The organism is Brevibacillus brevis, assembly GCF_022026395.1.
GTDB lineage: Bacteria > Bacillota > Bacilli > Brevibacillales > Brevibacillaceae > Brevibacillus.
Genome location: NZ_CP041767.1, coordinates 5,827,992 through 5,854,861, shown reverse-complemented (window position 1 = coordinate 5,854,861; position 26,870 = coordinate 5,827,992). Strand labels below are relative to the sequence as shown.

Below are 26,870 nucleotides of genomic sequence, written 5' to 3'. Positions count from 1 at the left end.
TTTTTGGGGGAGGGAATCGTGTTGTCGACGATTGTTCAGCAATCTTGGAAGCGCTGTCAGGAATCGAACCTCAAGGCTACGGAGAAGGTCAATGATCAAATCATTTCTGCCCGACGAATCAAAGAAATCATTCAAGATAATCACCCTCTGATTCGTGAAAGTCTCCCGCTGTTTAACAAGCTTGCTCCCTTTTTGTTATCGACAGAGCACATCGCACTCCTGTCTGACCGGGAAGGAAATATTATTCAAACGATCGGGGACCCGGTCTTCGCCAATCAGGCACAAAAAGTACAGCTGCAAATCGGAGCGAACTGGACAGAAGACTACAAAGGAACCAATGCGATTGGGACAGCACTGATCGCACAACAACCGATTCAGATACAGGGAGAGCAGCATTACTTTTTGGAAAATCGCTTTCTTGCTTGCTCGGCGGCGCCTATTTTTTCACCAGCGGGTGAGCTATTGGGCATCATTGACATTAGTACGCGTAAAGAATATTCCCACCCGTTTGCCCTAACTATTGCTTGCATGATCGCAGAGGCTCTGCAAAACCGCTTTTTGTTAGCAGATGCGGAGCGCGTGATTGCCTTACCAACGTCATCAAGCTCAGGAGATGGTCGAGGGAAGCTGGCACTCGTCGGCTTGGATCGGGACGAGCGTATCGTGGGCTTAAATGGGGCCGCGCAGCAGCAGCTCGGAAAGGAAGCCTTGGGAACTAGGGTAAGTGCCGAGCAAGAGCGTGCTGGCCGTCATGTAAAAGATCATCGCCCGCGTTTTTGGTCTGCGGCACCCAAAGTCCAGCTAAAGCCGTTTCCGCGTCTAGCTGGTTCATGCCCGCTCTTCTTGCAGGCAAAGATGCTCGGACAAAAGGCGGCTCAGGTAGATTTTCCTGTGATCATTTTAGGGGAAAGCGGTACGGGAAAAGAGCTGTTCGCTAAAATGGTCCATGAGACAGGGCCGCGTGCGCTTGAGCCTTTTATCGCAGTGAACTGCAGTTCAATTCCAGAAAATTTGGTCGAGAGTGAATTGTTTGGATATGAAAGCGGGTCATTCACAGGGGCACATCGAGAAGGAAGAATCGGAAAGTTTGAAGCGGCGAAAAAAGGCACGATCTTTTTGGATGAGATCGGGGATATGTCTTTGCGTGCGCAAGCGGCACTGCTGCGCGTTTTGCAGGAAAAGGTCGTCACTCCGGTGGGGAGCAATCAATCCCGCCCGATTTATGCGCGGATCATTGCCGCTACGCATCGAAACCTGTCAGAGGAGATCAAGGCGGGACGTTTTCGGGCGGATCTGTACTACCGGCTCAAAGGGGTCACCATTCATTTGCCGTCGTTGAAAAAGCGCAGTGATATCATCCAGGTGGCGGAGCATCTATTGCAGCAGATCGACACAGAACAAGCGTACATACTGACCACGGAGGCAAAGGACAAGCTGTGTGCTTATTCGTGGCCGGGCAATATCCGGGAACTGCAAGGCGTGCTGATTCAAGCGGTGTTTTTGGCAGAGGGGAACACCATTGATTGCGATCACATCCAGTTGGAGGGATTGATGGAAGCCGATACGTCTGAGTCTGCGGATCATGACATTCCTTCGTTGCGAGAAACAGAGAGAAAAGCGATCAAAAAGGCGCTCGAGAAAAGTGGCGGTAATGTAAGCAAAGCGGCCAAAATGCTGCAAATCGGACGCAATACCTTGTATCGCAAAATAGAAGAATACCAGATTGGGGCACCGATTAATCAGGAATAGTCATAAGGGATGAAACGGTATAGCTTGGCGTGAACAGATGTTGCAATGCGTGTTGCAACATTTTGTTGCGCTCGTTTTGCAATGTCACCAGACGAGTGATGCATGGAGAGGAACGGATGATAGACTTTTATCCGCTCAGGGGTATGATACGGAGCTTGGCATTAATCATGCAAGGAGATAGCGTTGTATAAAGTCGAAAAATTTAGATTTTTAGGAGGGAGACCGTTGCTACACTATTCCATTGCAGTAATTCCAGGAGACGGAATCGGTCCCGAAGTCATGGAAGAAGGCCTGAAGGTGTTGGGAGCTATAGAAGAAAGTCACGGTGGCATTCGGTTTGCTCGTGATGTCATGGATTGGAACTGTAGCTACTATCTCCAACACGGCAAAATGATGCCGGAGAATGGACTCCATCTTTTAAAAGACTATGATTTGATTCTGCTTGGTGCAATAGGTGCCCCCGAGGTTCCTGATCACGTCTCTGTGTGGGAGCTGATCTTGCCGATTCGCCGGGCATTCCAGCAGTATGTGAACCTTCGCCCGGTCAAGCTGCTCAAAGGTCTGGAAAGCCCCCTTCGCTATAAGGGGCATGCCGATCTCGATTTCGTCGTGGTGCGGGAGAACACAGAGGGTGAGTACTCCAATATGGGCGGGCGGATGCATCAGGGTACACCGTACGAAATGGCGGTGCAAAACAACGTATTTACCCGGTATGGCACAGAGCGCATCCTCAAGTACGCTTACGCACTGGCGGAGAAACGTTCGAAAAAGAGCGTGACTGCGGCAACGAAGTCCAATGGCATCAACCATTCCATGCCGTTTTGGGATGAGATCGTCAAGGAAGTCAGTCAGGAATACCCAGACATCCAGACCAATCTGTATCATATCGACGCACTCGCTGCCTATTTCATCACGCGACCAGAAACGTTTGACGTCGTAGTCGCGAGCAACTTGTTTGGTGACATTTTGACTGATCTCGGGGCGGCAATCGTTGGAGGTTTGGGCTTGGCTCCTTCTGCGAACATCAATCCGGAGCGCAAGTACCCATCCATGTTTGAGCCCATTCACGGCTCTGCGCCAGATATCGCGGGTAAAGGAATCGCCAATCCGATCGCACAAGTATGGAGCCTCGCCATGATGATGGATCATCTCGATCTGCCAGAGCTCAGTACTGTCATCATGAACGCTATCGAAAACGTGCTGCAAGATGGCAAGGTGCTCACTCCTGATCTTGGGGGGACGGCGACCACAAAAGAATTAGGAGACGAAATCGTTCGCCACATCTATCAAACAACGAGATAAATATAAGGGAGGAAGAGGACATGGAAGCGAGATCGTATGATTTGTACATCGGTGGAGAATGGGTGAAAACCGAGAGCTACATCCCCGTCCTTCACAAGTACACGGGCGAGTGCATCGCGCGTATTGCCAAGGCTTGTCAGCAGCATGTAACAGAAGCGGTGGAAGCGGCGTGGGAGACGTTTAAGGCGGACAAATTAACACCTTTTCAGCGATACAAAATCTTGCTGAGAGCCTCTGAGCTCATGGAGGACCGCCGGGACGAGATGGAGCGATCCTTGATTCGCGAAGTGGGCAAAACACGCAAGGACGCGATGAATGAGCTGGATCGGACGATCAATACACTGCGCTTGTCAGCAGAGGAAGCCAAGAAGATTCACGGGGAAATGATTCCGCTGCAAGCAACGGAAGGCTCGGAAAACCGGCTGGGCTTTACCATTCGGGTGCCAAAGGGAGTAATCGGTGCTATTACGCCGTTTAACTATCCCTTGCTGCTCAGCACGCACAAGATCGCGCCAGCGCTAGCCGCAGGAAATACGCTGGTCGTTAAGCCAGCTACAGTCACGCCTATCGCAACCTTTTTGTTGGTGGAGATCCTGGAGGAAGCGGGCCTGCCAAAAGGCTATGTGAATATCGTGACAGGGGCAGGCAGTCAGGTAGGAGAATGGCTGCTGGATGAAGAGCGCATCGCCATGTACACCTTTACCGGGTCAGGAGAAGTCGGTCGCCGCATCAAGGAGCGAAGTGGCATGCGTCCCGTTGCGCTGGAGCTCGGCAACAACTCTCCCAATATTGTGCACCTCGATGCAGATTTGGAGCTGGCAGCCCGTCAAACAGCCGCCCGCAGCTTTCACAATGCTGGCCAGGCGTGCATTGCTGTTCAGCGCATTTACGTGCATGAATCGGTTATGCAGGCGTTCAGCGACTTGTATATCTCGCATGTTCATCAGTTGAAGGTAGGGAACCCGGAAGACCCTGAGACGGATGTCGGACCGATGATCAGTGAAAAAGAGGCGAGCCGTACAGAGGAATGGGTACAGGAAGCGATTAGCCAAGGGGCCAGATCGCTCTTGCCTGTCAAACGGGAGGGAGCTCTCTTCTATCCGGCTGTGTTGGTGGATACAAGGCCAGAGATGAAGGTGGTTTGCCGGGAAGTGTTCGCGCCCGTTGTCACGATCATTCCGTACAGTGATCTTGAAGATGCTTTTACACAAGCCAACGATTCGGAGTACGGCTTGCAGGCGGGGATTTTTACCCGTGATTTGAACGTCGCGATGAAAGCGGCACGCGTGCTGGAGTACGGTGGCGTGGTGATCAACGACGTATCGACCTACCGCAATGACGTCATGCCGTACGGCGGAGTCAAAAACAGCGGACTGGGCAAAGAAGGTCCGCGTTACGCAGTCGAAGAGATGACGGAAGAGCGGATGGTGGTGATCAACCTATGAGCGGGCACCTTTTGCGGGGAAAAACGGCGATTGTAACAGGGGCCGCGTCAGGAATGGGCAAGGCCATTGCGATGCTTTTTGCGGCCGAGGGAGCCAACGTCATCCTGGCTGATTTGAACAAAGAGGCGGCAGTAGCAGTCGCTCAAGAGCTGCCACAAGGGAAAGGTTATGCGGTGCAAACGGATGTGGCAGACGATACGAGTGTCGTTGCTCTCGTGAAGGAAACGCTCGAAGTGTACGGCTCGATTGATGTCCTGGTCAACTGCGCGGGTGTCCCCCAAGCGTTTACCCCCATTGAGGAGCTGACCTTGGAACAGTGGGATCGCATCATGTCTGTGAACACCAAGTCGATCTTTTTGACGACAAGGCATGCAGTTCCTTACATGAAGGAGAAGGGGAAAGGCAGCATCATCAATATCGCTTCGATTGCCGGAATTCGTGCACGTCCGGGACTGAACGCGTACTGCGCGTCCAAGGGGGCCGCTATCATGTTGAGCAAGGCACTGGCGATTGAGCTTGCTCCTTTTCAAATCCGGGTCAATGTCATCAATCCAGGGCCGGCAGAGACACCGATGCTGGGTAAGTTTATCAATGGGGATGAAGCGGAAGTAGAAGCCGGGAAAAAAGATATTTTCATCAGCAGTGTTCCGTTAGGCATGTTGATTCAGCCGGAGGATATCGCGCAGGCGGCTCTCTATTTGGCTTCTGATCTATCCAAAATTGTCACGGGCGAGGTCATGAATGTAGACGGTGGAAGAGGGATCTAAACAAAAGAATTAACAGGGGGTACTATCGCATGTTTCGGAAGAAGGGGAGCTTCGTGCTAGCGAGCATCATGTCTGTGTCTTTATTTCTGGCGGCGTGTGGAGGAGGCGGCGGTCAACAGACTGCTCCACCTGCGGGACAAGCCGGGGGGACAGAAGCACCGAAAAGTGACGGCCAAAGCTATGTATTCAAAGCAGGGCATTCACTTACGGAGGATCATCCATACCATTTGGCATTGAAAAAAATGGCCGAGGATGTCGACAAGCGCTCGAACGGAAAAGTGAAAATCGAGGTGTATCCGCTGAGCCAGCTAGGAGCGGAGCGTGAATTGACAGAGGCGCTGACCTTTGGAACGGCGGATATGTCGATTACCTCGACTGCGCCTGTGATGAACTTCCATCCAAAGCTGGGCGTACTGGATCTTCCGTTCTTGTTTGAGAGCCGTGAGCAGGCTTACAAGGTACTCGACGGACAAGTCGGACAAGACCTGCTCAAGGATTTGGAAAACGCCAATCTGGTCGGGCTGGCATGGGCTGAAAACGGCTTCCGCCATATTACTAACGGCTCGAAGGTGATCAAGAAGCCGGAGGACGTGGCAGGGTTGAAGATACGCACGCAGGAAAACCCGATTCATCTGGCTGCATTCGAAGCATTGGGAGCGAAGCCGACTCCGATGGCTTGGACAGAGGCGCTGACAGCGCTGCAACAAGGAGTCGTCGATGCCCAGGAAAATCCGGCGATTGTCGCGCAGACCTACAAGTTGTATGAATCCAAGCAAACGCAAATGGCCTTGACCGGGCATGTTTACTCAGCGGCAATGATCTTGTTCAGCAAGCCTGTATGGGATAAGCTCCCGGCAGATGTCCAGCAACTTCTTGCCGAGGAAGCCAAAAAAGCGGGACAGTACGAGCGTGAGTTGATGATCAAGATGGAAGAAGAGGCCATTTCCACTATTAAAGGAAAAGGTGTAGTCATTACCGAGGATGTGGATAAGCAAGCTTTCCGCGATGCAATGAAGCCTGTCTATGACAAGTTTTCCGGGCAGTTCGGCAAAGAGCTGGTGGATCAAATTGTAAATACAAAATAAACGGCAGAAGGGAGACGAGCCACTCTGGCTTTTCTCCCCTTTTTCCTGCGAAAGGAGATTGTGTGTGGGCAACCTTGTTTTCAAAATAAACAGCATCCTTCGTTTTTTCATTATTGCCCTGCTGGCTATTATGGTGATCGCTGTCTTTCTGCAGGTGCTTTTCCGTTTTTTGCTCGACCAGCCCTTGGCCTGGACGGAGGAATTGGCTCGGTATTTGCTGATTTGGATCACGTTTCTGGGATCAGCGTACGCGATGTCGATCAAAGCACACATCGGTACGGAATACATTCAAAAGTACTTGTCGCCTCGGATGAACAAGGTGGTGCTGGTTATTGCCGCTTTGTGTAGTCTGGTCTTCTTTCTTGTCACGGTTCAGCAAGGCTACTTGTTATCTGCGAGAAGCATGACACAAACCTCACCCACTCTGCTCGTTCCCATGGGCTATGTATACATGGTGATTCCGATCAGCGGTGCCTTACTCATCATGAACGTGATCCATGTGACATGGAAAGACATTACCGGGAAGGAGTGACCAGATTGTGGGTACGATTTTGTTTGTAACACTGTTGGTGCTCCTGATCCTGAATGTACCAATTGGGGTGGCACTGGGGTTATCTGTCGTTGTGGTGTTTATGCTGGAGGGGAACATTCCTCTTCTGGTTGTCATTCAAAAAATGTTCAACGGGACAGATTCCTTCCCATTGATGGCGATTCCGTTCTTTCTCTTGGCAGGAAAGCTGATGGAAACAGGCGGAATCTCGGCAAGGCTGATCCGTTTTGCGAATACGATTGTCGGGAACCTGCCTGGAGGATTGGCAATCGTGGCGGTGATGGGGTGTACTTTTTTTGCAGCGATATCGGGTTCTTCTGCCGCAACAACGGCAGCCGTAGGGGGAATTTTGATCCCGCACATGGTCAAAAAAGGGTATAATATCCGGTTTTCTGCGGCCTTGCATGCAACAGGCGGAACGATCGGTGTCATGATTCCTCCGAGCGTGCCAATGGTTTTATACGGGGTAGCAGCGAGTGCCTCGATTAGCGACTTATTTATTGCAGGGATCGGGCCAGGTATTCTCGTAGCGATCTCACTAATTCTGTACTCGTATTGGATCAGTAAGAAAAATGGCTGGGGTGGCGGAGAGAAGCATACACCCAAAGAGATATGGGAGGCATTCAAGGACGCCATTTTGGCGATTCTCATGCCGATTATTATTCTTGGTGGTATATACGGAGCCATTTTTACTCCGACAGAAGCGGCAGTGGTAGCCGTGATATACGGTCTGGTTGTCGGGCTTTTCGTCTACCGGGAGATCAAGTGGAGGGACTTGGGGGAAATATTCGCGGGCTCTGCCAGCATGACAGCGGTCATCATGCTTATTATCGCGACCGCCAATGCGTTTGGCTATCTGATGACGAGGGAAAACATCCCGCAGGAAATTGCGCAATTCATGCTGGGGATTACCGACAGCACGATCATTACGTTGCTCATAATTAACATCTTGCTGCTCATTTTGGGGACGTTTATGGAAACGGCGGTTACGATCATTCTCCTGACCCCGATCCTTTTGCCGATCACGAATTCTTTGGGCATTGATCCGGTGCTATTTGGGGTGATCATGGTCGTCAACTCCGCCATCGGTATGCTGACGCCGCCGGTTGGGATCAATTTGTTGGTAGCAGGAAATATTGCGAAACTCCAGAATACGGAGATTGAGCGAGCGGTGATCCCGTTTTTGGTCATCATGATCGTCGATTTGATGCTCATCACCTATATTCCTGAAATTAGCTTATTCCTTGTTAACTTGAGCAAGTAACGGAGGGGGAACCAACGTGGATTACAAGCAAGCGTTAGTGGGATTACTGGGGGAAGAACGAGTATCGACCAACCCCACTGTACTGGAGCACCACAGCCATGATGAATCGTATCATACCCCGCATCTTCCGGATGTAGTCGTGTTTCCGCAGACGGCCGAGGAAGTCAGTCAAATCATGAAGCTGGCCAATGAAAAGCGCATTGCGGTAACGCCGTTTGGCATGGGGAGCAGTCTGGAAGGCCACGCGATTCCATATGCGGGCGGAATCAGCATGGATTTTTCCTTGATGAACCAAGTGCGGGAGGTGCGACCGAAGGATTTTCTCGTGAGAGTCCAGCCCGGTGTCACGCGCACTCAGCTCAATAAAGAATTGAAAAAGCACGGATTGTTTTTCTCCGTCGATCCTGGCGCAGACGCGACTTTGGGTGGGATGGCTGCCACAAACGCCAGTGGAACAACCTCTGTTCGCTATGGTGTGATGCGTGATCAGGTGCGCGATCTGGAAGTGGTGACGGCGGACGGACGTATCATCCGTACAGGGAGCATGACAGCCAAATCCTCCTCAGGCTACCATCTTACGGGGCTGTTTGTCGGGTCGGAGGGAACGCTTGGTGTATTCACAGAGCTGACCTTGCGTGTTTACGGCATCCCTGAGGCGACAACGGCAGCGCGTGCCAGCTTCCCTTCTGTTCAGGATGCTGTCGATACCGTCGTAGATATTCTCGGTGCGGGTATTCAAGTGGCGCGAATCGAGTTGGTTGATGAACGTTCCATCCAACAAGTGAATCTGTACAAGGAAACGAGCTACCCGGAAGCACCGACGCTGTTTATCGAGTTCCATGGCAGTGAACAAGGGCTCGCGTATGATATCGACTTTGCGAAGAGCATCGCCGATGGACATGGCTGCACGCAGTTTCTTTTTGAAACAGATTCGAAGGCGCGGACGCAGCTCTGGGACGCTCGTCATAACCTGGCGTATGCCTTCCTGCACAAATCCCCCGGGAAAAAGCTGATGGTAACAGATGTTTGCTTGCCGATTTCCGAGCTGGCAGGAGCTGTTGTGGACGCCCGGCAAGCCATTGATCGCGCTGGGCTGGATGGAGCGATTGCAGGGCATGTCGGGGATGGGAACTATCACGCTATCCTGATGATCGACCTGAATGACCCCGAAGAAGTGGCGCGTGCCGAGGAAGTAAATGCCCATCTGGTGGAGTACGCATTGAGTCGGGGAGGAACCTGCACAGGCGAACATGGTGTGGGTGTGGGGAAAATCAAATACCAGCGCAAGGAACACGGAGAAGCACTCGACGTCATGCAAGCCATGAAGCAAGTGCTGGACCCAAACGGTATTTTGAATCCGGGGAAAATTTTCGGGAAATAACAGAGGGCCTGCATTCTGAACGTTTGTCGGAATGTGGGCTTTTTCTTTTGCGTAATGTGTCGAAGAGGAGAGGAGAAAGGATGATTATGCAGAATGTAGAAGATTGGTAACTGGTGCATTACATTCTGGTGTGGCAGGGAGGCAAAAATGAAGTCTATTGTTGAAATTGCCAAGATTGCAGGTATCGAAGAACAGTATTTGGAGCTATACGGAAAATATAAAGCCAAATTATCAGATGAGCTATGGGAGCAAGTGAAGGATCGCCCTGATGGCAAACTGATTCTTGTTACAGCGATGAACCCTAACCCGGCGGGAGCAGGTAAGACACTCACGACGATTGGTTTGTCACAAGCATTAAATTATCTCGGGAAGAAAACAATGGCAGCGCTTCGCGAGCCGTCCTTGGGTCCTTGCATGGGGATCAAAGGAGGCGCAACCGGAAGCGGCCAAGCACAAATTCTCCCGGCTGACGAAATTAACCTGCATTTTACAGGGGACATTCATGCGATTACAGCTGCACATAACTTGTTGGCAGCGATGATCGACAATCATATTTTCCACGGCAATCCGCGTGGGCTCAATCCAAAGAAAATCGTCTGGAAACGAGCCATGGACATGAACGACCGTGCACTGCGTAACATCGTGGTTGGTCTGGGTGACGGCAACGGGATGACGCGTGAAGATGGCTTCATGATTACAACCGCTTCGGAAATCATGGCGATCTTATGCCTGAGTGAGAATCTGGCGGACTTGCGCGAGCGATTGAACCAGATCATTATTGGCTACGATTTCGATGATCAGCCTGTACGGGCAGAGGAAATCAACGCGGTCGATGCGATGTGTGTTCTCTTGAAGGAAGCCATCAAGCCCAATCTCGTACAGACAATCGAAGGAACTCCGGTCATCATTCACGGAGGACCTTTTGCCAATATCGCGCATGGGTGCAGCAGCGTGATCGGAACCAAGATGGCTTTGAAGCTGGCAGATTACGTCGTAACAGAGGCTGGCTTTGGTGCCGACCTGGGGGCCGAAAAGTTTTTTGACATCAAGTGCAGAAAAGCAGGTCTGACTCCATCGGCTGCTGTCGTGGTCATTACAGTTCGCTCGTTGAAATACAACGGCGGGGTAAAAGTACCTGATCTGGCAGAGGAGAACTTGTCTGCTCTGGAGAAAGGCTTCGAAAACGTCAAGCGCCATCTGGAAAACCTGCAAAAGTTCGGTGTGCCAGCAGTGGTGGCGATCAATCATTTTGCGACAGATACCCAGGCAGAGGTGGATGCAGTCATTGCGCTGTGCCAAGCGGCCGGAGCCGAAGCGGCGCTGTCCAAAGTATGGGCAGAAGGCGGAGCAGGTGGTGTCGAGCTTGCTGAAAAAGTGACTCGTGCAGCAGAGCGGCCTTCATCCTTCCGATTCTTGTATGAAGATAACCTCAGCATAAAAGACAAGATTGAGACAGTCGTAAAAGAAGTATACGGTGGATCAGGGGGTGTCTTTTCGCCGCTGGCATTAAAAACGATCCAAAAGGTAGAAGAAATGGGCATGTCCCATCTGCCTGTGTGCATGGCGAAAACACCTTACTCCTTTACGGACCGCGCTGATCTGTTGGGAGCACCTGTTGACTTCACGATCCAAGTGAGTGAAGTGCGCATATCAGCAGGAGCTGGTTTTATTGTGGCACTGACCGGTAGCTTGGTTACCATGCCAGGCCTCCCGAAAAAGCCGGCTGCTGAATCGTTATATGTAGACGAGGATGGCCAAGTGATCGGATTAAGCTAGTCAAAAAGTTTGACAAAAAGCTGACAACTGTAAAAGGTTGTCAGCTTTTTTTGTATTTTTGAGGTTTATTATCGGAAAGTTATGGGAAAAGAAAGGTGAGATTAAAAAATGTGAACTTAATTGAAAAACAACAAGGAATGACAAAGGCAAACTTGCTGAAAGGCAGGGACGCAAAGCCACGGGTCTAAGGTCGAGAGTCAAGTGACTTTCGCAGCTAGGACAGCCGGGTTGCCATACCGTAGTCATGATGGGCTGTCGGTGGGCAGTCTTTTTTTTGTTGAAAAAAGAGAAGGGAGAAGGGATTCGGTATGAAAAATAGTTTGAAGAATAAGCTAATTATCGTTTTGTGCCTGCTGTTGTTGATAAGTTTGGGTACGGTTTGCGGTGCAAGCTATTGGAGTGCTTCCAATCTTTTGGCAGACAGTCTGGACAAAGAAGCTGAGTTGTCAGCTAACAATCTCTCGATTCGTATCGATGGTTTCTTTAAAGAAAAAATTGAAATTGTAAGAGCAGTGGGAGGGTTGATGTCGGCTGATCAAAATGCCGAGTATGACCTGAAACTCATTCAAGAGGCCCAAAAGAAAAACCCCGAGTTTGAGACGTTCTTCTTTTCGCATGATTTAAGCGGAAAGAATGTGATCAATTTCAAGGGTGAAGTGACTGATATCTCGGATCGTCCGCACATTAAGGAAGCCAGCAAAGGGGAAGGAAAGGTTGTTGTCTCAGAGCCAGTTGTTTCGAAGCGCACAGGGAATAACATCGTGACCCTTGTCGTTCCATTGATGAAGGACAATCGTCAATACGGTTATATCGGTTCTACGATTCCTATCAATGAGATCCAAAAAAAGGTGTCCGAAGAGAAATTTGGTCAATCAGGCTACGCCTTTTTAGTAAGCAAAACAGGAACATTTATTTATCATCCGAACAGCGAGTTCATTCTGAAGGAATCGATTCTCAATATGGGTATTCTTGAACTTCAGACTGGCTTTGAAGACATCAAGCAAGGGAAGCATGGAATTGCCCAATATAATTACGAGAATACAGAGCGATTTGCTTCGTATGCTCCTACCAATTTGAACTGGGGTATATACATCACTGCACCTGTAGCAGAGCTGCATGCCCCTGTCGATCAACTGTCAGTTCGATTGATGGTTATTTCCCTCATCGTATTGGCAATTGGGGTTGTCCTCGTTTATTTCTTGGCTGTACGCATGGTGAAACCAATTGAGCGTCTGAATCACGCCGTAAATGTAGTGGCGCAGGGCAACTTGAAAGAGACCGTAACGGTTGACGGAAAAGACGAGATTGCGGTTCTGTCCCGTGACTTTAACCAGACGGTATCGCACTTGAAAAATTTGATTGAAGACGTATCACTGTCGTCTGATCAAGTACAGCGTTTTAGTCAGGAAGTATCTGAAGGTATTAAGCAGGCGACAGAAAACATCAACCAAATCGGCTTGTCTATCGCACAGATTTCTGAGGGAGCAGAGGCGCAGGCAGCCAGCTCGCAGGAAGTCGCATTGTCGATGACTGACATGGCAGCAGGCATAGTGAAAATCGCGGAGACGTCTGCACATGTTTCTGAGGCTGCCCAGATAGCAACAGAGCAGGCAGAACAAGGAACTGCTGTGGTAGAGCAGGCAGTTCTCCAGATGGGAAGCATTGGCGAGGGAACATCGAAGGCGACAGTAGCCATTGAACAGCTCAACAATCGCTCCAAAGAAATCGAAGGCATTCTTGATACGATCAGTCAATTGACCTCACAAATTAATTTGCTTGCCTTGAACGCTTCGATTGAGGCGGCACGTGCAGGCGAGCATGGACGTGGATTTGCTGTAGTTGCCGGTGAAGTAAAAAAACTGGCGAACCAATCCGAGGAATCCGCATCCAAAATCGCGATGCTGATCGGGGAAATCCAACAGGATACTCGTCACGCAGTAGAGGTCATGACAGCGGGCAACCAAAACGCACAGCAAGGTATCCAATTGGTCGAAGAGGTTCGCGAAATCTTTGGGCATATTTTGGAATCTTCCCGGAACGTTGCTGCGCACATTTTGGAAGTATCCGCCGCATCTGAACAAATGTCAGCAGGCTCCCAACAGGTGAGTGCTTCTGTAGATGAAATGCATAACATTGCAAAACATGCTTCACTCGACGCGCAAACAGTGGCAAAGGCAACCGAAGAGCAGCTTCAAGCCATCCAGGAAATTGGCCAGTCTGTCGAGCATTTGAATGCAGTGGCAGAAGAATTACAACAAGGAATCGGCAGGTTTACTGTATAAGAAGCAGCTCTACAGGTTGTAAGTCCTCTTCTTTGAAAGGGGGGATGCCATTAGGGGATGATGGAGTTTGTTTCTACTAACTAAATTCATTACCGTTTAACAGGAGGAGAACCCAGATGAAAAAATTCACAAAAACAATCTTGGCGAGCACACTCGCTGCAACTATGCTCATGACATCAGGAACAGGTGCTTTTGCCGCAACAGCGGTTAAGCCTGTCCAAACCGTAGCTGCTGAAGCTGCTAAAAAACCGCAAGCGAAAAAGTTTGAGTCTCGTTTGGACGAAATCATTGCGAGAGGCTATATCCTCGTAGGTACTCCAGGTGACTACAAACCGTTTACATATTTGAATCCGAAAACAAACCAATTCGAAGGTTACGATATCGATGCGATGAAAGAATTCGCAAAAAGCCTGGGAGTAGAGGCGCGTTTTGTTCAAACATCCTGGCCGACACTGATGGACGATCTGTTGGCAAATAAATTCGATATTGCTGTCGGAGGCGTTACCCGCAACACAGACCGCCAGAAAAAAGCACACATGAGCGATCCTTATATTATGTTCGGTAAAGCTCCGCTCATCCGTGCAGAAGACAAGGACAAGTACAAGAGTGTAGCAGACATCAATAAACCAGAGGTGCGCATTGGTGTGAATCCAGGAGGCACCAACGAAAAATTCGTTCGTGAGCACCTGACAAAAGCAACTGTGACTGTTGAACAAAACAACCTCGACATTCCTGGTCTGGTAGCAAGCGGTAAGTACGATGTGATGATCACAGATACGCTGGAAGCGCTTGTATATTCCAAAGCAGACTCCCGCCTGTATGCCGCTCTGACTGACAACCCATTCACCAAGAGTGAAAAAGCGTACATGATTCACCGCGGAGACACAATCTTCGCTAACTACTTGGATCTTTGGATGGACGAAATGAAACTGCAAGGGAAGTTTGATGAGCTTTACAACAAATGGGTAAAATAATTCGATAACAGACGAGCAGCCTGATTCTGGGCTGCTTTGTTATTTTTACAAGATTCATTACCAAAAAATCAAACAATTTGGGTCTATAAGCTGTTTGCTTTTTCAGTCATTGCATGGTACGATTACAGCTATGTTCTTTAGGGCGCTACGTACAATCGGGATAAAAGGGCATGTTCCGGATCGTAAGGAATAGTGCCCTTTTTTTTGAGAATTTTATAGATGAAGGTATTGATAAAGGAGACTGACATTCATTGGCGACTTTTAATGATTTTGGCTTACACCACTCCATTGTTAGAGCGTTGAGCAACATGGGCTTCGAAGAGGCTACAGCTATTCAGGATCAAACGGTTCCTGTAGCACTGCAAGGTCGTGACCTGATTGGTCAAGCACAAACTGGTACAGGTAAAACGGCTGCATTTGGTATTCCGCTGATTGAACGCATGGATGAAACAAGCGGAAATATTCAAGGGGTTGTATTGACCCCAACTCGTGAGCTGGCTGTTCAGGTTGCAGAAGAGATTAATAAAATTGCCCAATTTAAAAACATCTCTGCCCTGCCAATCTACGGTGGTCAAGACATCACGCGTCAAATCAAGGCGTTGAAAAAACGCCCGCAAATCATCGTAGCAACACCTGGTCGTTTCATGGACCACATGAGAAGAAGAACGATTCGTCTGGATGCCATCGAGGTAGTTGTTTTGGACGAAGCGGATGAAATGCTGAACATGGGTTTCATCGACGACATTAAGGAAATCTTGAAAGAGGTTCCAGAAAGTCGACAAACCCTGCTGTTCTCCGCAACGATGCCGAGAGCGATTCAGGAAATCGCCCAGCAGTTCATGAACGAACCAACCATCATTCAAGTGAAAGCAAAAGAAGTAACCGTACCAAACATCGAACAGCAATATATGGAAATGGCAGAAAGACAAAAGTTCGATGTGCTGTGCCGTTTGCTGGATATTCATTCGCCTGAGCTGGCTATCGTATTCGGTAGAACCAAGCGCAGAGTAGATGAGCTGTCCGAAGCTCTGACCAAGCGCGGTTATGGAGCAGAAGGTATCCACGGAGACCTGAACCAAGCAAAACGCGACAGCGTACTGCGCAAGTTCAAGGAAGGTACAATCGAGGTATTGGTGGCGACCGACGTAGCAGCCCGTGGTCTGGATATCAGCGGTGTTACACACGTATTCAACTTTGACATTCCACAAGACTCCGAAAGCTACGTTCACCGTATCGGTAGAACGGGACGTGCTGGTAAAACGGGTCTCGCGATCACATTTGTTACTTCCCGTGAAATCGACCATCTGCGTCTGATTGAGCGTACAACCAAGCGTCGCATGGAGCGTCGTGCTGTTCCTTCGATGGCAGAAGCTCTGGAAGGTCAACAAAAAATGACAGTAGACAAAATCTTGGAAGCGTCTGGAAGAGATGATCTGTCTGCTTACAAAACATTGGCAGAACAATTGCTGGAGGATGTTGATTCTGTAACGCTGGTATCTGCAGCACTCAAGCTGTTGACCAAAGAGCCGGATACAACACCTGTTCGCCTGACAGAAGAAGCTCCTCTTCGCGTAGGGAAGAAAAAGCTGCCTCCAAAAGGAAAAGGTGGCTTCGGTTCGGGTTCCGGTTTTGGTGGAAAGCGTCCATCTCGCCCGCGCAATGGCGAATATCGTCCTCGCGGCGGCGAATCTCGTCCACGCAGTGGCGACTCCCGTCCACGCAGCGGTGACTCCCGTCCACGTGGCGAATCTCGTCCACCACGCAGCTAGGAATCGAACGGTATTGCAAGCAAAGACTGGTGTGCACATACATGTGCGCATCGGTCTTTTTTCGTGTTGACTGCCCGCGAATAGTGAGGAGAATCCGAGACAAACTAGGGGTGTTTTGGCACGAATTTTCGCGCAGGGATTGGAAGGCGGATATGGGTACATGCAGGTGTAAGGAAAAGGCTTCTGCAGCAGGGCAGAGGTCTTTTTCCTGTGGGCAATTAAGTTTTGGCAACAATGAGTCAGACAAATTCGCGCTTTGATTTTGTTGTTAGCCCTTATGAAAACGCTTTATATTTGAGGTGTACACATTACCTTTTTAATCATGTCAACATCTCATAAATAGGGGTAAAGGAGGGTGCAGTATGGAGAGTGTGGAAACCAAAAACGCTTCGGGTGGAATCCGAGTCTCGGTACAAAAGTTTGGACGATTTTTGAGTGCGATGGTTATGCCAAATATCGGTGCTTTCATCGCTTGGGGATTGATTACCGCTTTATTTATCCCGACAGGTTGGTTGCCTAACGAAAATTTGGCCAAACTGGTTGGGCCGATGATTACGTATTTACTGCCACTGCTGATCGGTTATACCGGCGGGAAGATGGTCCATGATGTTCGAGGCGGGGTCGTAGGTGCCGTCGCTACGATGGGGGTTGTCGTAGGTGCAGACATCCCGATGTTCCTGGGAGCTATGATCATGGGTCCTTTGGGCGGCTGGGTCATGAAAAAAGTGGACCAGTTGTTCGAAGGAAAAATTCGTTCCGGCTTTGAAATGCTAGTAAACAACTTTTCCGCTGGTATTGTTGGCGGGTTACTGACACTTTTGGCATTCCAGGCAATTGGGCCTGTCGTTGTGGGCTTGAGCAAGGCGCTTGCAGCGGGTGTGGAAGTCATTGTAGGTGCAGGATTGCTGCCGCTTGCCAGCATTTTCATCGAGCCAGCGAAGATCCTGTTCCTGAATAATGCGATTAACCACGGTATTTTGAGCCCGATCGGTTTGGATGAAGCCGCGAAGCTGGGTCAATCGGTTTTCTTTCTGCTTGAATCCAATCCGGGGCCAGGTTTGGGAATTTTGTTGGCGTACTGGCTTGCTGGCAGGGGCAGTGCAAAGCAATCGGCTCCGGGTGCTGTCATCATTCACTTCTTTGGGGGTATCCACGAAATTTACTTCCCGTATGTGCTGATGAATCCGCGTTTGATTCTGGCTGCCATTGGCGGCGGGATGGCTGGTGTGTTTACCTTCACGCTGCTTGGCGCAGGATTGGTGGCGCCACCATCTCCGGGTAGTATTTTCGCCTTGATTGCAATGGCACCGCGTGGTGGGTTACTACCGGTACTGGCTGGTGTGTTGGCAGCGACTGTCGTGTCCTTCCTCATCGCGTCTGCTCTCTTGAAAATGAGCGCGAAGACAGACGAAGATGAACTGGAAAAAGCGACAGAAAAAATGCAGGAGATGAAAGGCAAAAAAGCACAGGAACAAGAAGCGGTTGAAGCTCCAGTGAAGCATGAGGTAGCTGCTGCTGACGTGAAAAAAGTTGTCTTCTCTTGCGATGCGGGTATGGGCTCCAGTGCGATGGGCGCGGCGTCCTTGCGCAAAAAGTTCAAGGATGCGGGCCTGACCGAGATTACGGTCATCAATACAGCGATCAACGACATTCCAAGTGACGCTGATATCGTCATTACACACAAGTCTTTAACAGAGAGAGCGCAAGTCAAAGCGCCTTCTGCGGAGCATATCTCCATTGACAATTTCTTGAATAGTCCCGAGTATGACAAGTTGGTCAAACGCCTGGGGTAAAGGGAATCAACGCTAGTGAGAGCTAGCGTCTTCCCTCTTTGGCGTTAAGGAGGGAACGAAGACATGCTTGTATCCTCTCGACAGCGATCCATTATCGAGATTTTATTGAGGGAACAAAAAGGAGTTACCGTTGGTTCGATCGCCGAACAGATCGGTGTAAGCGGACGTACCGTTCACAGGGAATTGGATGCGCTGGATTCCTTGTTCGATGAATTTGAACTGGAGTTAGTCAGAAAAACTGGATCAGGGCTTGAAGTGGTGGGGACCGACGACCAAAAGCTTGCACTCAGAATGTCTGTCCTGCATCACATGACGAAGGAATACACCGCGCAGGAACGTAAGGCCATCATCCTGTGCGTGCTCCTGGAGGCATCGGAGCCAGTCAAGCTGATTTCGCTGGCGATCGATTTGAAAGTGACGACAGCGACCATCAGTCATGATTTGGATGATTTAGAGACCATGCTTGCTCGTTACGATCTGTCACTCTTGCGAAAAAGAGGGTACGGCGTAGAGCTGCAAGGTACAGAATCGTCCAAGCGGCGGGCTATAAGCAGACTGATTGCCGAGCATCTGGACGATCACGAGCTAATTGGGATTATCAAAGAAAATATTCAAAACAAGGCACTCCGAGACATCGACTCGATATCGGAACGGCTGCTTGGTTTGATTGACCGGGAAAAGCTGATCAAGGTCGAGAATGCACTGAGCCATCTGGACGAGGAGCTTCCCTATCCTTTGGCAGACAGCGCTTATCTCGGATTAGTCACACATCTGGCATTGGCCATGGAACGGATTGAAAAAGGGGAAGGCATTCATTTTGACGAGAAAACCCTCAGTGAATTGCTTGGAACACCCGAGTACGAAATAGCCAGCAACATCATGGAGCGCCTGAAGCAAATCTTCCAAATGGAAATCCCAGCGGATGAGATCGGCTATATTACGATGCACTTGCGGGGTGCCAAGCTGCGGCATTCTCCGGATGACCAGGTATGGACGGAAAATACGGAGCTCATGGTCATTACGAAACGCTTCATTCAAGCCTGCGAAGAACGCCTGAACATTCCGCTTGGCAATGACGCCTCGCTGTTCCATGGTCTGTTGACGCATTTGGAGCCAGCCTTATACCGATTGCAGCGGAAGATGGAGATTCGCAATCCGATTCTCGAGCAGATCAAGCAAAACTATCCAGAGCTGTTTACCGTAACAAGTGAAGCGGTTCATACAGTTTTACCAGAGCTGCAGGTTCCAGATGAAGAGATCGGGTACCTGGTGATGCATCTTGGTGCGGCATTAGAGAGAACGCGCCAGGAGCAGCAGTGGTACCGGGCATTGGTAGTATGCTCCAGCGGGATCGGCTCCTCCAAGATTTTGGCTACGCGCATCAAAAAAGAAATACCGGAGATCGTCAGCTTGAAAAATCTGTCCATGTTTGATCTGGAAGAGGTTCCGGCAACGGATTATGACTTGATTATTTCCACCCTTCCATTGTCGCTCGATCCAGCGGAATATGTCGTGGTCAGCCCGTTGCTTCCGCCAGACGACATCCAAAAAATTAAATATCAATTGCATACGACGAGTCAGAAGCAATCCCATCAGGAGAAAAGTCAGCTGGTTCCCGCAGGACAGCAGTCCGTCGAACAACTAAGAGCCATGCAATACTACGCTGCGTATGCCAATGAGCTATACGAGGGGCTATGGGGAATGAGATGGGATAACCGTGATCAGGACATCGCCCAGCTTTTGAGCCAAATCAGCAAGGGGCTGAAAGAGCGTGGAACGATTGAAGAGGTCGATCCGGTCGTCAAGCAGTTGATCGAGCGGGAAAAGCTCGGCGGTTTGGGGATTCCGGGAACTTCCCTGGCCCTTTTTCACGGAAGAAATGAAGCGGTGAACAAGGCGTCTTTTACGTTTCACCAATTACGAGAGCCTGTGCTTCTTCGCTCGATGGATGAAGAAGTCATCTCCATTGACATGCTTCTGCTACTTTTGGGGCCGAAAGAAGTACCGAAGGAAGGGCTGGAAGTACTCAGCGAGATCAGCTCCCTTTTGATTGAAGAAGAAATGCAAGCGGTTTTGAAAACAGGAGAAACACAGCAAATTGCTGATTATATAGCGGGCAAAATGTATGCGTTTTGCCTCAAAAAGATAGGATTGGAGAGAACGAAATGAAAAACATACTGACAGCAGAAAAAATCATGTTGAGTGCAAAGGTAGCCAATAAAGAAGAAGCGATCAGACTGGCAGGACAATTGCTTGTGCGTGCAGGCCACGTAACGGAGGCGTATATAGAGAAAATGCAAGAGCGCGAGCAGTTGGCGACAACATACATCGGAAGCGGCGTAGCCATCCCGCATGGAACGAACGAATCCAAGGCAGAGATTCAATCCACCGGGATCTCCATCATTCAGGTTCCCGAGGGCGTCGATTTTGGAGAAGGCAATACAGCTTATTTGCTGGTGGGCATTGCTGCTGTTGGAGATGAGCATCTGGAGGTGCTCTCGAACATCGCCATTCTTTGCTCCGAGGAGGAAAACGTCAAGCGGATTGTAAACGCGGCTTCGGCGGAAGAGATTATCACGATGTTCTCCGAGGAGGTGTAATCCGCTATGCTAGCTGTACATTTTGGAGCGGGAAATATTGGGCGAGGCTTTATCGGACAACTGTTGCAAAAGGCTGGCTATGAAATTGTGTTTGTGGATGTCAATGCCGCTTTGGTCGATGAGTTGAATGAGCGAAAAATGTATCGCGTGCAACTAGCAACAACAGGAAAACCAGAGTCGGTCGTGGAAGGAGTTCGAGCGATAAATGGTCAGGATGTAGCGGCGGTAGCTGAAGCGATCGCCACTGCTGATTTGGTTACGACGGCAGTTGGTCCGAACATTCTTCCGCACATTGCAGGGGCCATCGCAGCCGGCATTACCTGGAGACTTTCTGTTCATGCCAAGCCACTCAATGTGATTGCATGTGAAAACATGATTGGTGGCAGCGAGAAGCTGAAGGAGCATGTGTATGAGCATCTGACGGAATCGGTTCAAGCCGGGGCAGCACAATGGATCGGATTCCCCAATGCAGCCGTAGATCGGATTGTTCCTTTGCAGCAGCATGATGACAAGCTCCTGGTTATAGTTGAACCGTTTTTCGAATGGGTGGTAGATTCGTCCCAGATGGTTGGAGAAGTCCCGTCCATTGAGGGCGTTACCTATGTGGAGGATCTGGCGCCATACATCGAAAGAAAGCTGTTTACCGTCAACACAGGTCATGCGGTCATTGCATACCTGGGGTATCAGTTGGGGATGAAAACGATTGATGAAGCGATGCGAGACGACCGGATTGTTCAGGCGACACGCGGGGCTCTTCAGGAGACAGGTGCACTGCTTGCTGCCAAGTACGGATTTGACCCGCAGGTTCATGGGCAGTACGTGGAAAAAATCCTCGGTAGATACACCAATCCACTGCTGTCTGACGATATTGTCAGGGTGGCGCGTTCGCCGATCCGCAAGCTGTCGCAGCATGATCGTTTGGTCGGCCCGGCGCTGCAATGCATGGAAAAAGGAATGAATCCAGAGTATTTGAGTCTGGCAATTGCAGCGGCACTGGCATTCGACTATCCCGAGGACGCAGAGTCCGCACGGATACAAGTAAGCCTGAAAGAGTTTGGATGGGAAAATACATTACACAATTGTACCGGCATTCCGGCAGGTCATCCGCTTGAGGAGATCGTGCGCGAACAGGCACGCAGATTGAAGGAATGGTCAGGTAGCCATTGAGAAAGGCTGATGTTACGATGTCCCAAAAGATCACAGGTGTAAAAGCTTCAGCAGGTATAGCCTTTGGCAAGGCGTTTTTACTGACAACGCCCGATTTACAGATCAATACCGTAGCGATTGAAGATCCGGCGAGTGAAATCCACCGCTTTCAAGAGGCGTTGGCTCGAGCGAAAAATGATTTGGAGGGCATCGTTCTGCGCGTGGAGCAGGAGATGGGGACGGATCATGCAGATATTTTCAAAGCTCACCTGTTCGTCTTGGAAGACCCGGAACTGGTCGATACCGTCAAAGATAAAATCTCAAACGAAAAGACAAACGCCGAGAGCGCCTTGAATGATGTCGCACAAGCATTCATTGGACTTTTCGAGCAAATGGACAACGAATACATGCGGGAGAGAGCGGCAGATATTCGAGACGTGACCAAACGTGTCCTTTCTTACTTGCTGGGGGTACCGTTTGCAGGACTTGGTGAGCTGACAGAAGAAGTGATTATTGTAGCAGATGATTTGACGCCTTCCGATACAGCCCAATTAGACCGTCGCTATGTCAAAGGCTTTGTTACGGACATTGGTGGACGAACCTCGCATTCTGCGATTATGGCACGTTCTCTGGAGATCCCTGCTGTTGTCGGAACACAAGGGATTACTCGTGCGGTTCAGCCCGCGACGCTCATCATTCTCGACGGGCATGAAGGAATCGCGATTATCGACCCGAGTGAAGAAGAGATCGCTGTCTACAAACGCAAGCAGGCTGATTACGAAGCGCAAAAAGCCGAACTGGCGAAGCTTGTGAACAATAAAACGGTCACGGTGGACAATCATCATGTCGAGCTTGCCGCCAATATCGGAAGCCCCGAAGATGTCGTTGGGGCGATCGCCAATGGAGCGGAAGGTGTCGGGCTGTTCCGCACGGAGTTTCTGTACATGGGACGCAATGATTTCCCGACGGAAGAGGAGCAATACCTCGCGTACAAGCATGTGCTGGAGCATATGGGCGACCGCCCGGTAGTTATTCGCACATTGGACATTGGCGGGGACAAGCATCTCTCTTACTTGGCTTTACCGGAAGAAATGAACCCGTTTCTTGGGCATCGCGCCATCCGGCTGTGTCTCGACAACCAAGAACTGTTTCGTACGCAACTGCGTGCTCTTTTGCGCGCAAGTGTACACGGCAATCTGAAAATCATGTTTCCGATGATTGCGACACTGGAGGAGTTTCGCCAGGCGAAAGCGATTTTGGAGGAAGAGAAAAAATCCTTGGTCGATCGCGGAATTGTAGTATCCGATCAGTACGAAGTGGGTATCATGATTGAGATCCCTGCTGCGGCACTGATGGCCGATCAATTTGCACGTGAGGTTGACTTTTTCAGCATTGGAACCAATGATTTAATTCAATACACAATGGCAGCCGACCGTATGAACGAGAAGGTCGCTTATCTCTACCAGCCATATCACCCTGCTGTTTTGCGCTTGCTGCACAATGTCATTAAAGCAGGGCATGCGCAGAACAAATGGGTCGGTATGTGCGGGGAGATGGCGGGCGATCCAATCGCGATCCCGATTCTGTTGGGAATGGGTCTGGATGAATTTAGTATGAGTGCAGGGAGCATTTTGCCTGCGCGCCAACAGCTGAGTCGTTTGAGCGTAGAGGACGCAGCGAAACAGATGGATACGATTTTACAGATGAGCACTTCTGCGCAAGTAGAGGCGTTCGTGAAGGAATGGCTTGAGAGAGTATAAGGAAGGAGGCAGATCAGAATGGTAGAGAAAAAAATAGTGGTTCAATTGGCGCACGGCCTGCATGCACGTCCTGCTGCGAACTTTGTGAAGGTAGCCACGTCTTTTTCCAGCGAAATTAAAATCATCAAAAATGAGAAAAATGTAAATGGCAAGAGCATCATGGGCATTATGGCAGCAGCGATTGGAAAAGGGGAAGAAATTACCCTGATCACCGATGGTGTCGATGAACAAGAAGCGATGGCAGCATTGGAAAAAGCATTGACCGAACAGGAATAGGGATGAGAAAAGGAAAGACGAAAAGCCCCTCGATTTGAGGGGTTTTTTCTGTGTTCCGGGAAAGTTCACGTAGACAGTAGTTGTGCGAAAGGGGGCGAGAAGGGTGTCAGTCGCTTTTGGGCTCGTTGTTCTTCTAAAAGCAGCTCCATTTTCAGGCGGACGCGCTCTGAGTGTGTGGTTTTGTAGAGGGGGATTACCAAATTCCGTGTTTCCAAAGGGTCGGCCGTGAGATTATACAATTCGTATTCAGTCATCGTGGGGTTGAATACATCCCCGGTAAAGTAGCGGGAGTATTTCCATAAAGCGCTGTGCCCGGCAGAATTCATGTAGGTGATGACCGTTTCTATCTGATTTGGAGGAATGACAGAGTCATAGGGTTGGTGTTGCACGTTCACTTGATGCTGTCCTTTTGTCACATCATCGTCCGTCATGAAGTAGATCGGCTCGCTGGAGATAGAGTCCATATCGTGGGACAAGATGATGGGAGTAAGATCACGACCGACAAGAGGGCGCACCTCGCTATGTGTATAGGTCAGCTCCTCACCAAGCCTGTCTGTGTCTGCTCCGGCCATCCCGAGTAGAGTCGGAAGAATATCCACATGACTGGTTAACAGCTCTGTGGAGGTCGCGTATGGAAAAAGAAGCGGGTTGTGGATAATGAGGGGAACATGAATCGCTTCTTCGTAGGCACAGTACCATTTTTGATACAGTTTGCCGTGAGCCCCCAATAATTCGCCGTGGTCGGATGTGAACACGACCAGTGTTTCGGGATAAAACGAGCTGGCGACGAGTGCTTCAAGAACACGCATCACTTCCCGATCGGTGTTTTTTTGGAGCTGATAGTACAGTCTTCGATAATGGGCTTGGTCCGAAATGGGCTGGAACGCCTGTGGATATACCTCCCGATAACTCGCTTGGCAGCGCGGTTTTGTCGCAAGTGATTCATACTGAGTAGGGGGCGGGGCAACTGTGGGAACTGACTTATCCACATGGAAGCGAAAAAACGGTGAGCTCGCTGAGATATCCCCATAGATGGCGATATCATGTGGATTGACGAAAGACGCCACGATCAGCCAAGGATGGTAGCTTTCAACGGAGCTTTTCTCCTGATCCAGGGCATGGAGCAGCTCGATGACTTCGCTGCTGTACACTACATCACGACCATTTACTCCGATGGCTGCGGACGAACCAGAGTTATGCGGCGCTATTCCATGCGGTTCAGGCCCTATCCAACTGGAGAAGCCGTAGCCGTCCAGCCGATCAGCAAGCAAGTATAAGCTTTCCTTATCGGGATCGGGGACCCCTGTTCCAAGGGTATAGCTGGGGATAGGAAAATGGGTACCCGGTACCCAGATGTCGGCATCGGAAATATGCCACTTGCCTTTATAGAAACACCGATAGCCCGCTTGACGAAAATAATTTCCCATCGTCGGAACAGTGTTGCGATCCAGCCAGAACATGTCGCTGTCAGCAGATCGTTTAGCTGCGCCGCTGGTCTGGCTGACGCCGTGCAAAGAGGGGTACTGACCGGTGAACAAGGTAGCTCTGCTAGGGCAACAGGCAGTGGAGCCAACGTAATGACGCTTGAATTCCAACCCATGCTCTCGCAAAAAAGTATGAGCGTGGAGTGTATCCTCCTTCCATTCACGTATTGCAGGCTCTTCATAAACAGGGGGAAATCGTTCCTGATCCACAATGATGAATAAGATATTCGGTCGTCTCCTCAACCATTTTCTCGACATATAGATCCCCCTCGGCAAAGATGTACACATCTTTATCAACATATGGGGATAATCTTTGTCCTTATCCACAAAAAAACTCGCCGATCATCAAGAAATCGGCGAATTCGAATTCGGGTGTTTGGTTATCCACAGTTTTTTATACCAATGCAAAGGAGAGCACCGACAAAAGAATTGAGGTAATACTCATGGCAATCAGTGGACGCGCCGCTTTTGTCCGCAGTGCACGCAGATTGACATTGAGGCCAAGCCCGACCATCGCCATAGTGAGAACGAAGGTTGTGACATTGGCGATTCCGTTATGGAATGCTTCTGTGACAGGAATGGATGTGCCGAGAACGTAGCTTCCAAAAACACTCATAGCGAGGAAGCCGATCAGGAACCATGGGAATTCAATCTTGGTGCCACTTTGTAATTTCCCGGAGCGTTTCATCCAAATCATCAGGATAAAACAAAGCGGAACCAACAGGAGCACACGCCCCAATTTTGCCAGCAGGGCAATCGCTAGCCCATCTTGACCCGCTGGTGCAGCAGCCAATGCGACATGAGCAATCTCGTGCAGACTAATTCCTGACCACATGCCGTATTCAACTGCGGACAGGGGAAGGAATGGACGCAGGATCGTGTAGGCAATAGCAAATAAGGTTCCGACGAGGGCAATCATCCCTACCCCAATGGCGGTATCTTCATCCTTGGCAGCAACGATAGGGGAGACGGCTGCAATCGCCGCTGCTCCACAGACGCCTGTACCGACTCCGAGCATGAGGGAGAGGGAAGAGTCTGCTTTCAACCACTTGGCTATCAGCATTGTAACCACGATAGCAAAAATAATGACACCAGCGTCATAGACGAGAAGCCCGAGGCCTTGATTCAAGACGACGTCGATATTGAGCTTGAGCCCGTACAAAATAATAGCCAGACGCAGTAAACGCTTGGCGGAAAATTGAATCCCTGATCGCAATGCTTCCGGATATCCACGAAAATGCCGGTAAGCGACCGCGATCAGGATCGAACAGGCGAGGGGGCCAACCTGTTGAAACCCAGGTATTTTTGCTAGGCCGTAGCCTGTCAGGGCGATAAAAAAAGTAAAAGCGATTCCAGCTATCCACAGCGAGAAGGATGCAGGTTTGCTTTCGTTGTTTTTTGCGGGCTGTACGCTGGCATTGCTTTCATTCAATGGCACGCTGCTTTTGATGGGAGTTGCCATTGCCA

The 26,870-nt window shown here is 49.9% G+C and carries 20 protein-coding genes and 1 riboswitch; of the genes, 18 read left to right on the top strand and 2 right to left on the bottom strand.

Going from position 1 to position 26,870, the window contains the following annotated elements:
- Window positions 1–21: 21 nt before the first annotated feature.
- From FO446_RS27565 to FO446_RS27480, 18 genes are all read left to right on the top strand, one after another.
- Window positions 22–1,749, top strand: coding sequence for a sigma-54-dependent Fis family transcriptional regulator (locus FO446_RS27565; protein ID WP_232774312.1), 1,728 nt, complete (start codon window positions 22–24; stop codon window positions 1,747–1,749).
- Window positions 1,750–1,974: 225 nt separating this feature from the next.
- Window positions 1,975–3,051, top strand: a complete 1,077-nt coding sequence (locus FO446_RS27560; RefSeq protein WP_330873228.1) for a tartrate dehydrogenase — start codon at window positions 1,975–1,977, stop codon at window positions 3,049–3,051.
- Window positions 3,052–3,071: 20 nt separating this feature from the next.
- Window positions 3,072–4,496 carry an aldehyde dehydrogenase family protein gene (locus FO446_RS27555; RefSeq protein WP_237899607.1) on the top strand — a complete coding sequence of 475 codons (1,425 nt, stop codon included), beginning with the start codon at window positions 3,072–3,074 and terminating at the stop codon, window positions 4,494–4,496.
- Window positions 4,493–5,263 carry an SDR family oxidoreductase gene (locus tag FO446_RS27550; protein WP_237899606.1) on the top strand — a complete coding sequence of 257 codons (771 nt, stop codon included), beginning with the start codon at window positions 4,493–4,495 and terminating at the stop codon, window positions 5,261–5,263. Before FO446_RS27555 ends, FO446_RS27550 begins: the two co-directional genes overlap by 4 nt.
- A 29-nt stretch (window positions 5,264–5,292) precedes the next feature.
- Window positions 5,293–6,348 (top strand): TRAP transporter substrate-binding protein, encoded by a 1,056-nt coding sequence (locus FO446_RS27545; protein ID WP_173610313.1) that lies wholly within the window; start codon window positions 5,293–5,295, stop codon window positions 6,346–6,348.
- Between the two features lie 64 nt (window positions 6,349–6,412).
- Window positions 6,413–6,880, top strand: coding sequence for a TRAP transporter small permease (locus FO446_RS27540; protein ID WP_173610314.1), 468 nt, complete (start codon window positions 6,413–6,415; stop codon window positions 6,878–6,880).
- A 7-nt stretch (window positions 6,881–6,887) separates the two neighbouring features.
- The gene (locus tag FO446_RS27535; RefSeq protein ID WP_173610315.1) at window positions 6,888–8,162 is read left to right on the top strand and encodes a TRAP transporter large permease; all 1,275 of its coding nucleotides are present in this window, start codon (window positions 6,888–6,890) and stop codon (window positions 8,160–8,162) included.
- Between the two features lie 16 nt (window positions 8,163–8,178).
- Window positions 8,179–9,543: an FAD-binding oxidoreductase gene (locus FO446_RS27530; protein WP_173610316.1), complete on the top strand. Its 1,365-nt coding sequence runs from the start codon at window positions 8,179–8,181 to the stop codon at window positions 9,541–9,543.
- Between the two features lie 147 nt (window positions 9,544–9,690).
- The gene (locus FO446_RS27525) at window positions 9,691–11,319 is read left to right on the top strand and encodes a formate--tetrahydrofolate ligase (protein WP_237899605.1); all 1,629 of its coding nucleotides are present in this window, start codon (window positions 9,691–9,693) and stop codon (window positions 11,317–11,319) included.
- 135 nt (window positions 11,320–11,454) lie between these two features.
- A riboswitch (cyclic di-GMP riboswitch) is annotated at window positions 11,455–11,555 on the top strand.
- A gap of 72 nt (window positions 11,556–11,627) precedes the next feature.
- Window positions 11,628–13,601 (top strand): methyl-accepting chemotaxis protein, encoded by a 1,974-nt coding sequence (locus FO446_RS27520; RefSeq protein WP_173610318.1) that lies wholly within the window; start codon window positions 11,628–11,630, stop codon window positions 13,599–13,601.
- Between the two features lie 116 nt (window positions 13,602–13,717).
- On the top strand, window positions 13,718–14,575 hold the full coding sequence (locus tag FO446_RS27515; protein WP_173610319.1) for a transporter substrate-binding domain-containing protein: 858 nt from the start codon (window positions 13,718–13,720) through the stop codon (window positions 14,573–14,575).
- 251 nt (window positions 14,576–14,826) lie between these two features.
- Entirely contained in the window at window positions 14,827–16,344 is a 1,518-nt protein-coding gene (locus FO446_RS27510; protein ID WP_173610320.1) for a degradosome RNA helicase CshA, read from the top strand.
- 362 nt (window positions 16,345–16,706) lie between these two features.
- Window positions 16,707–18,137 carry a PTS mannitol transporter subunit IIBC gene (locus FO446_RS27505; RefSeq protein WP_237899604.1) on the top strand — a complete coding sequence of 477 codons (1,431 nt, stop codon included), beginning with the start codon at window positions 16,707–16,709 and terminating at the stop codon, window positions 18,135–18,137.
- A 63-nt stretch (window positions 18,138–18,200) separates the two neighbouring features.
- On the top strand, window positions 18,201–20,306 hold the full coding sequence (locus FO446_RS27500) for a BglG family transcription antiterminator (protein ID WP_237899603.1): 2,106 nt from the start codon (window positions 18,201–18,203) through the stop codon (window positions 20,304–20,306).
- A complete protein-coding gene (locus tag FO446_RS27495) occupies window positions 20,303–20,737 on the top strand; it encodes a PTS mannitol transporter subunit IIA (protein ID WP_173610323.1) in 435 nt (144 codons plus the stop codon). The genes FO446_RS27500 and FO446_RS27495 overlap by 4 nt, the downstream gene beginning before the upstream one ends.
- A gap of 6 nt (window positions 20,738–20,743) precedes the next feature.
- Entirely contained in the window at window positions 20,744–21,904 is a 1,161-nt protein-coding gene (locus FO446_RS27490; protein ID WP_237899601.1) for a mannitol-1-phosphate 5-dehydrogenase, read from the top strand.
- 17 nt (window positions 21,905–21,921) lie between these two features.
- Complete coding sequence (ptsP, locus tag FO446_RS27485; RefSeq protein ID WP_173610325.1) at window positions 21,922–23,643, top strand: phosphoenolpyruvate--protein phosphotransferase; 1,722 nt, start codon at window positions 21,922–21,924, stop codon at window positions 23,641–23,643.
- Between the two features lie 18 nt (window positions 23,644–23,661).
- A complete protein-coding gene (locus tag FO446_RS27480) occupies window positions 23,662–23,919 on the top strand; it encodes an HPr family phosphocarrier protein (protein WP_015893797.1) in 258 nt (85 codons plus the stop codon).
- 65 nt (window positions 23,920–23,984) lie between these two features.
- On the opposite strand, the gene FO446_RS27475 is transcribed toward FO446_RS27480, so the two are convergent.
- Window positions 23,985–25,661 (bottom strand): sulfatase family protein, encoded by a 1,677-nt coding sequence (locus tag FO446_RS27475; RefSeq protein ID WP_237899599.1) that lies wholly within the window; start codon window positions 25,659–25,661, stop codon window positions 23,985–23,987.
- Window positions 25,662–25,797: 136 nt separating this feature from the next.
- Complete coding sequence (locus FO446_RS27470) at window positions 25,798–26,865, bottom strand: YeiH family protein (protein WP_237899597.1); 1,068 nt, start codon at window positions 26,863–26,865, stop codon at window positions 25,798–25,800.
- Window positions 26,866–26,870 lie beyond the last annotated feature (5 nt).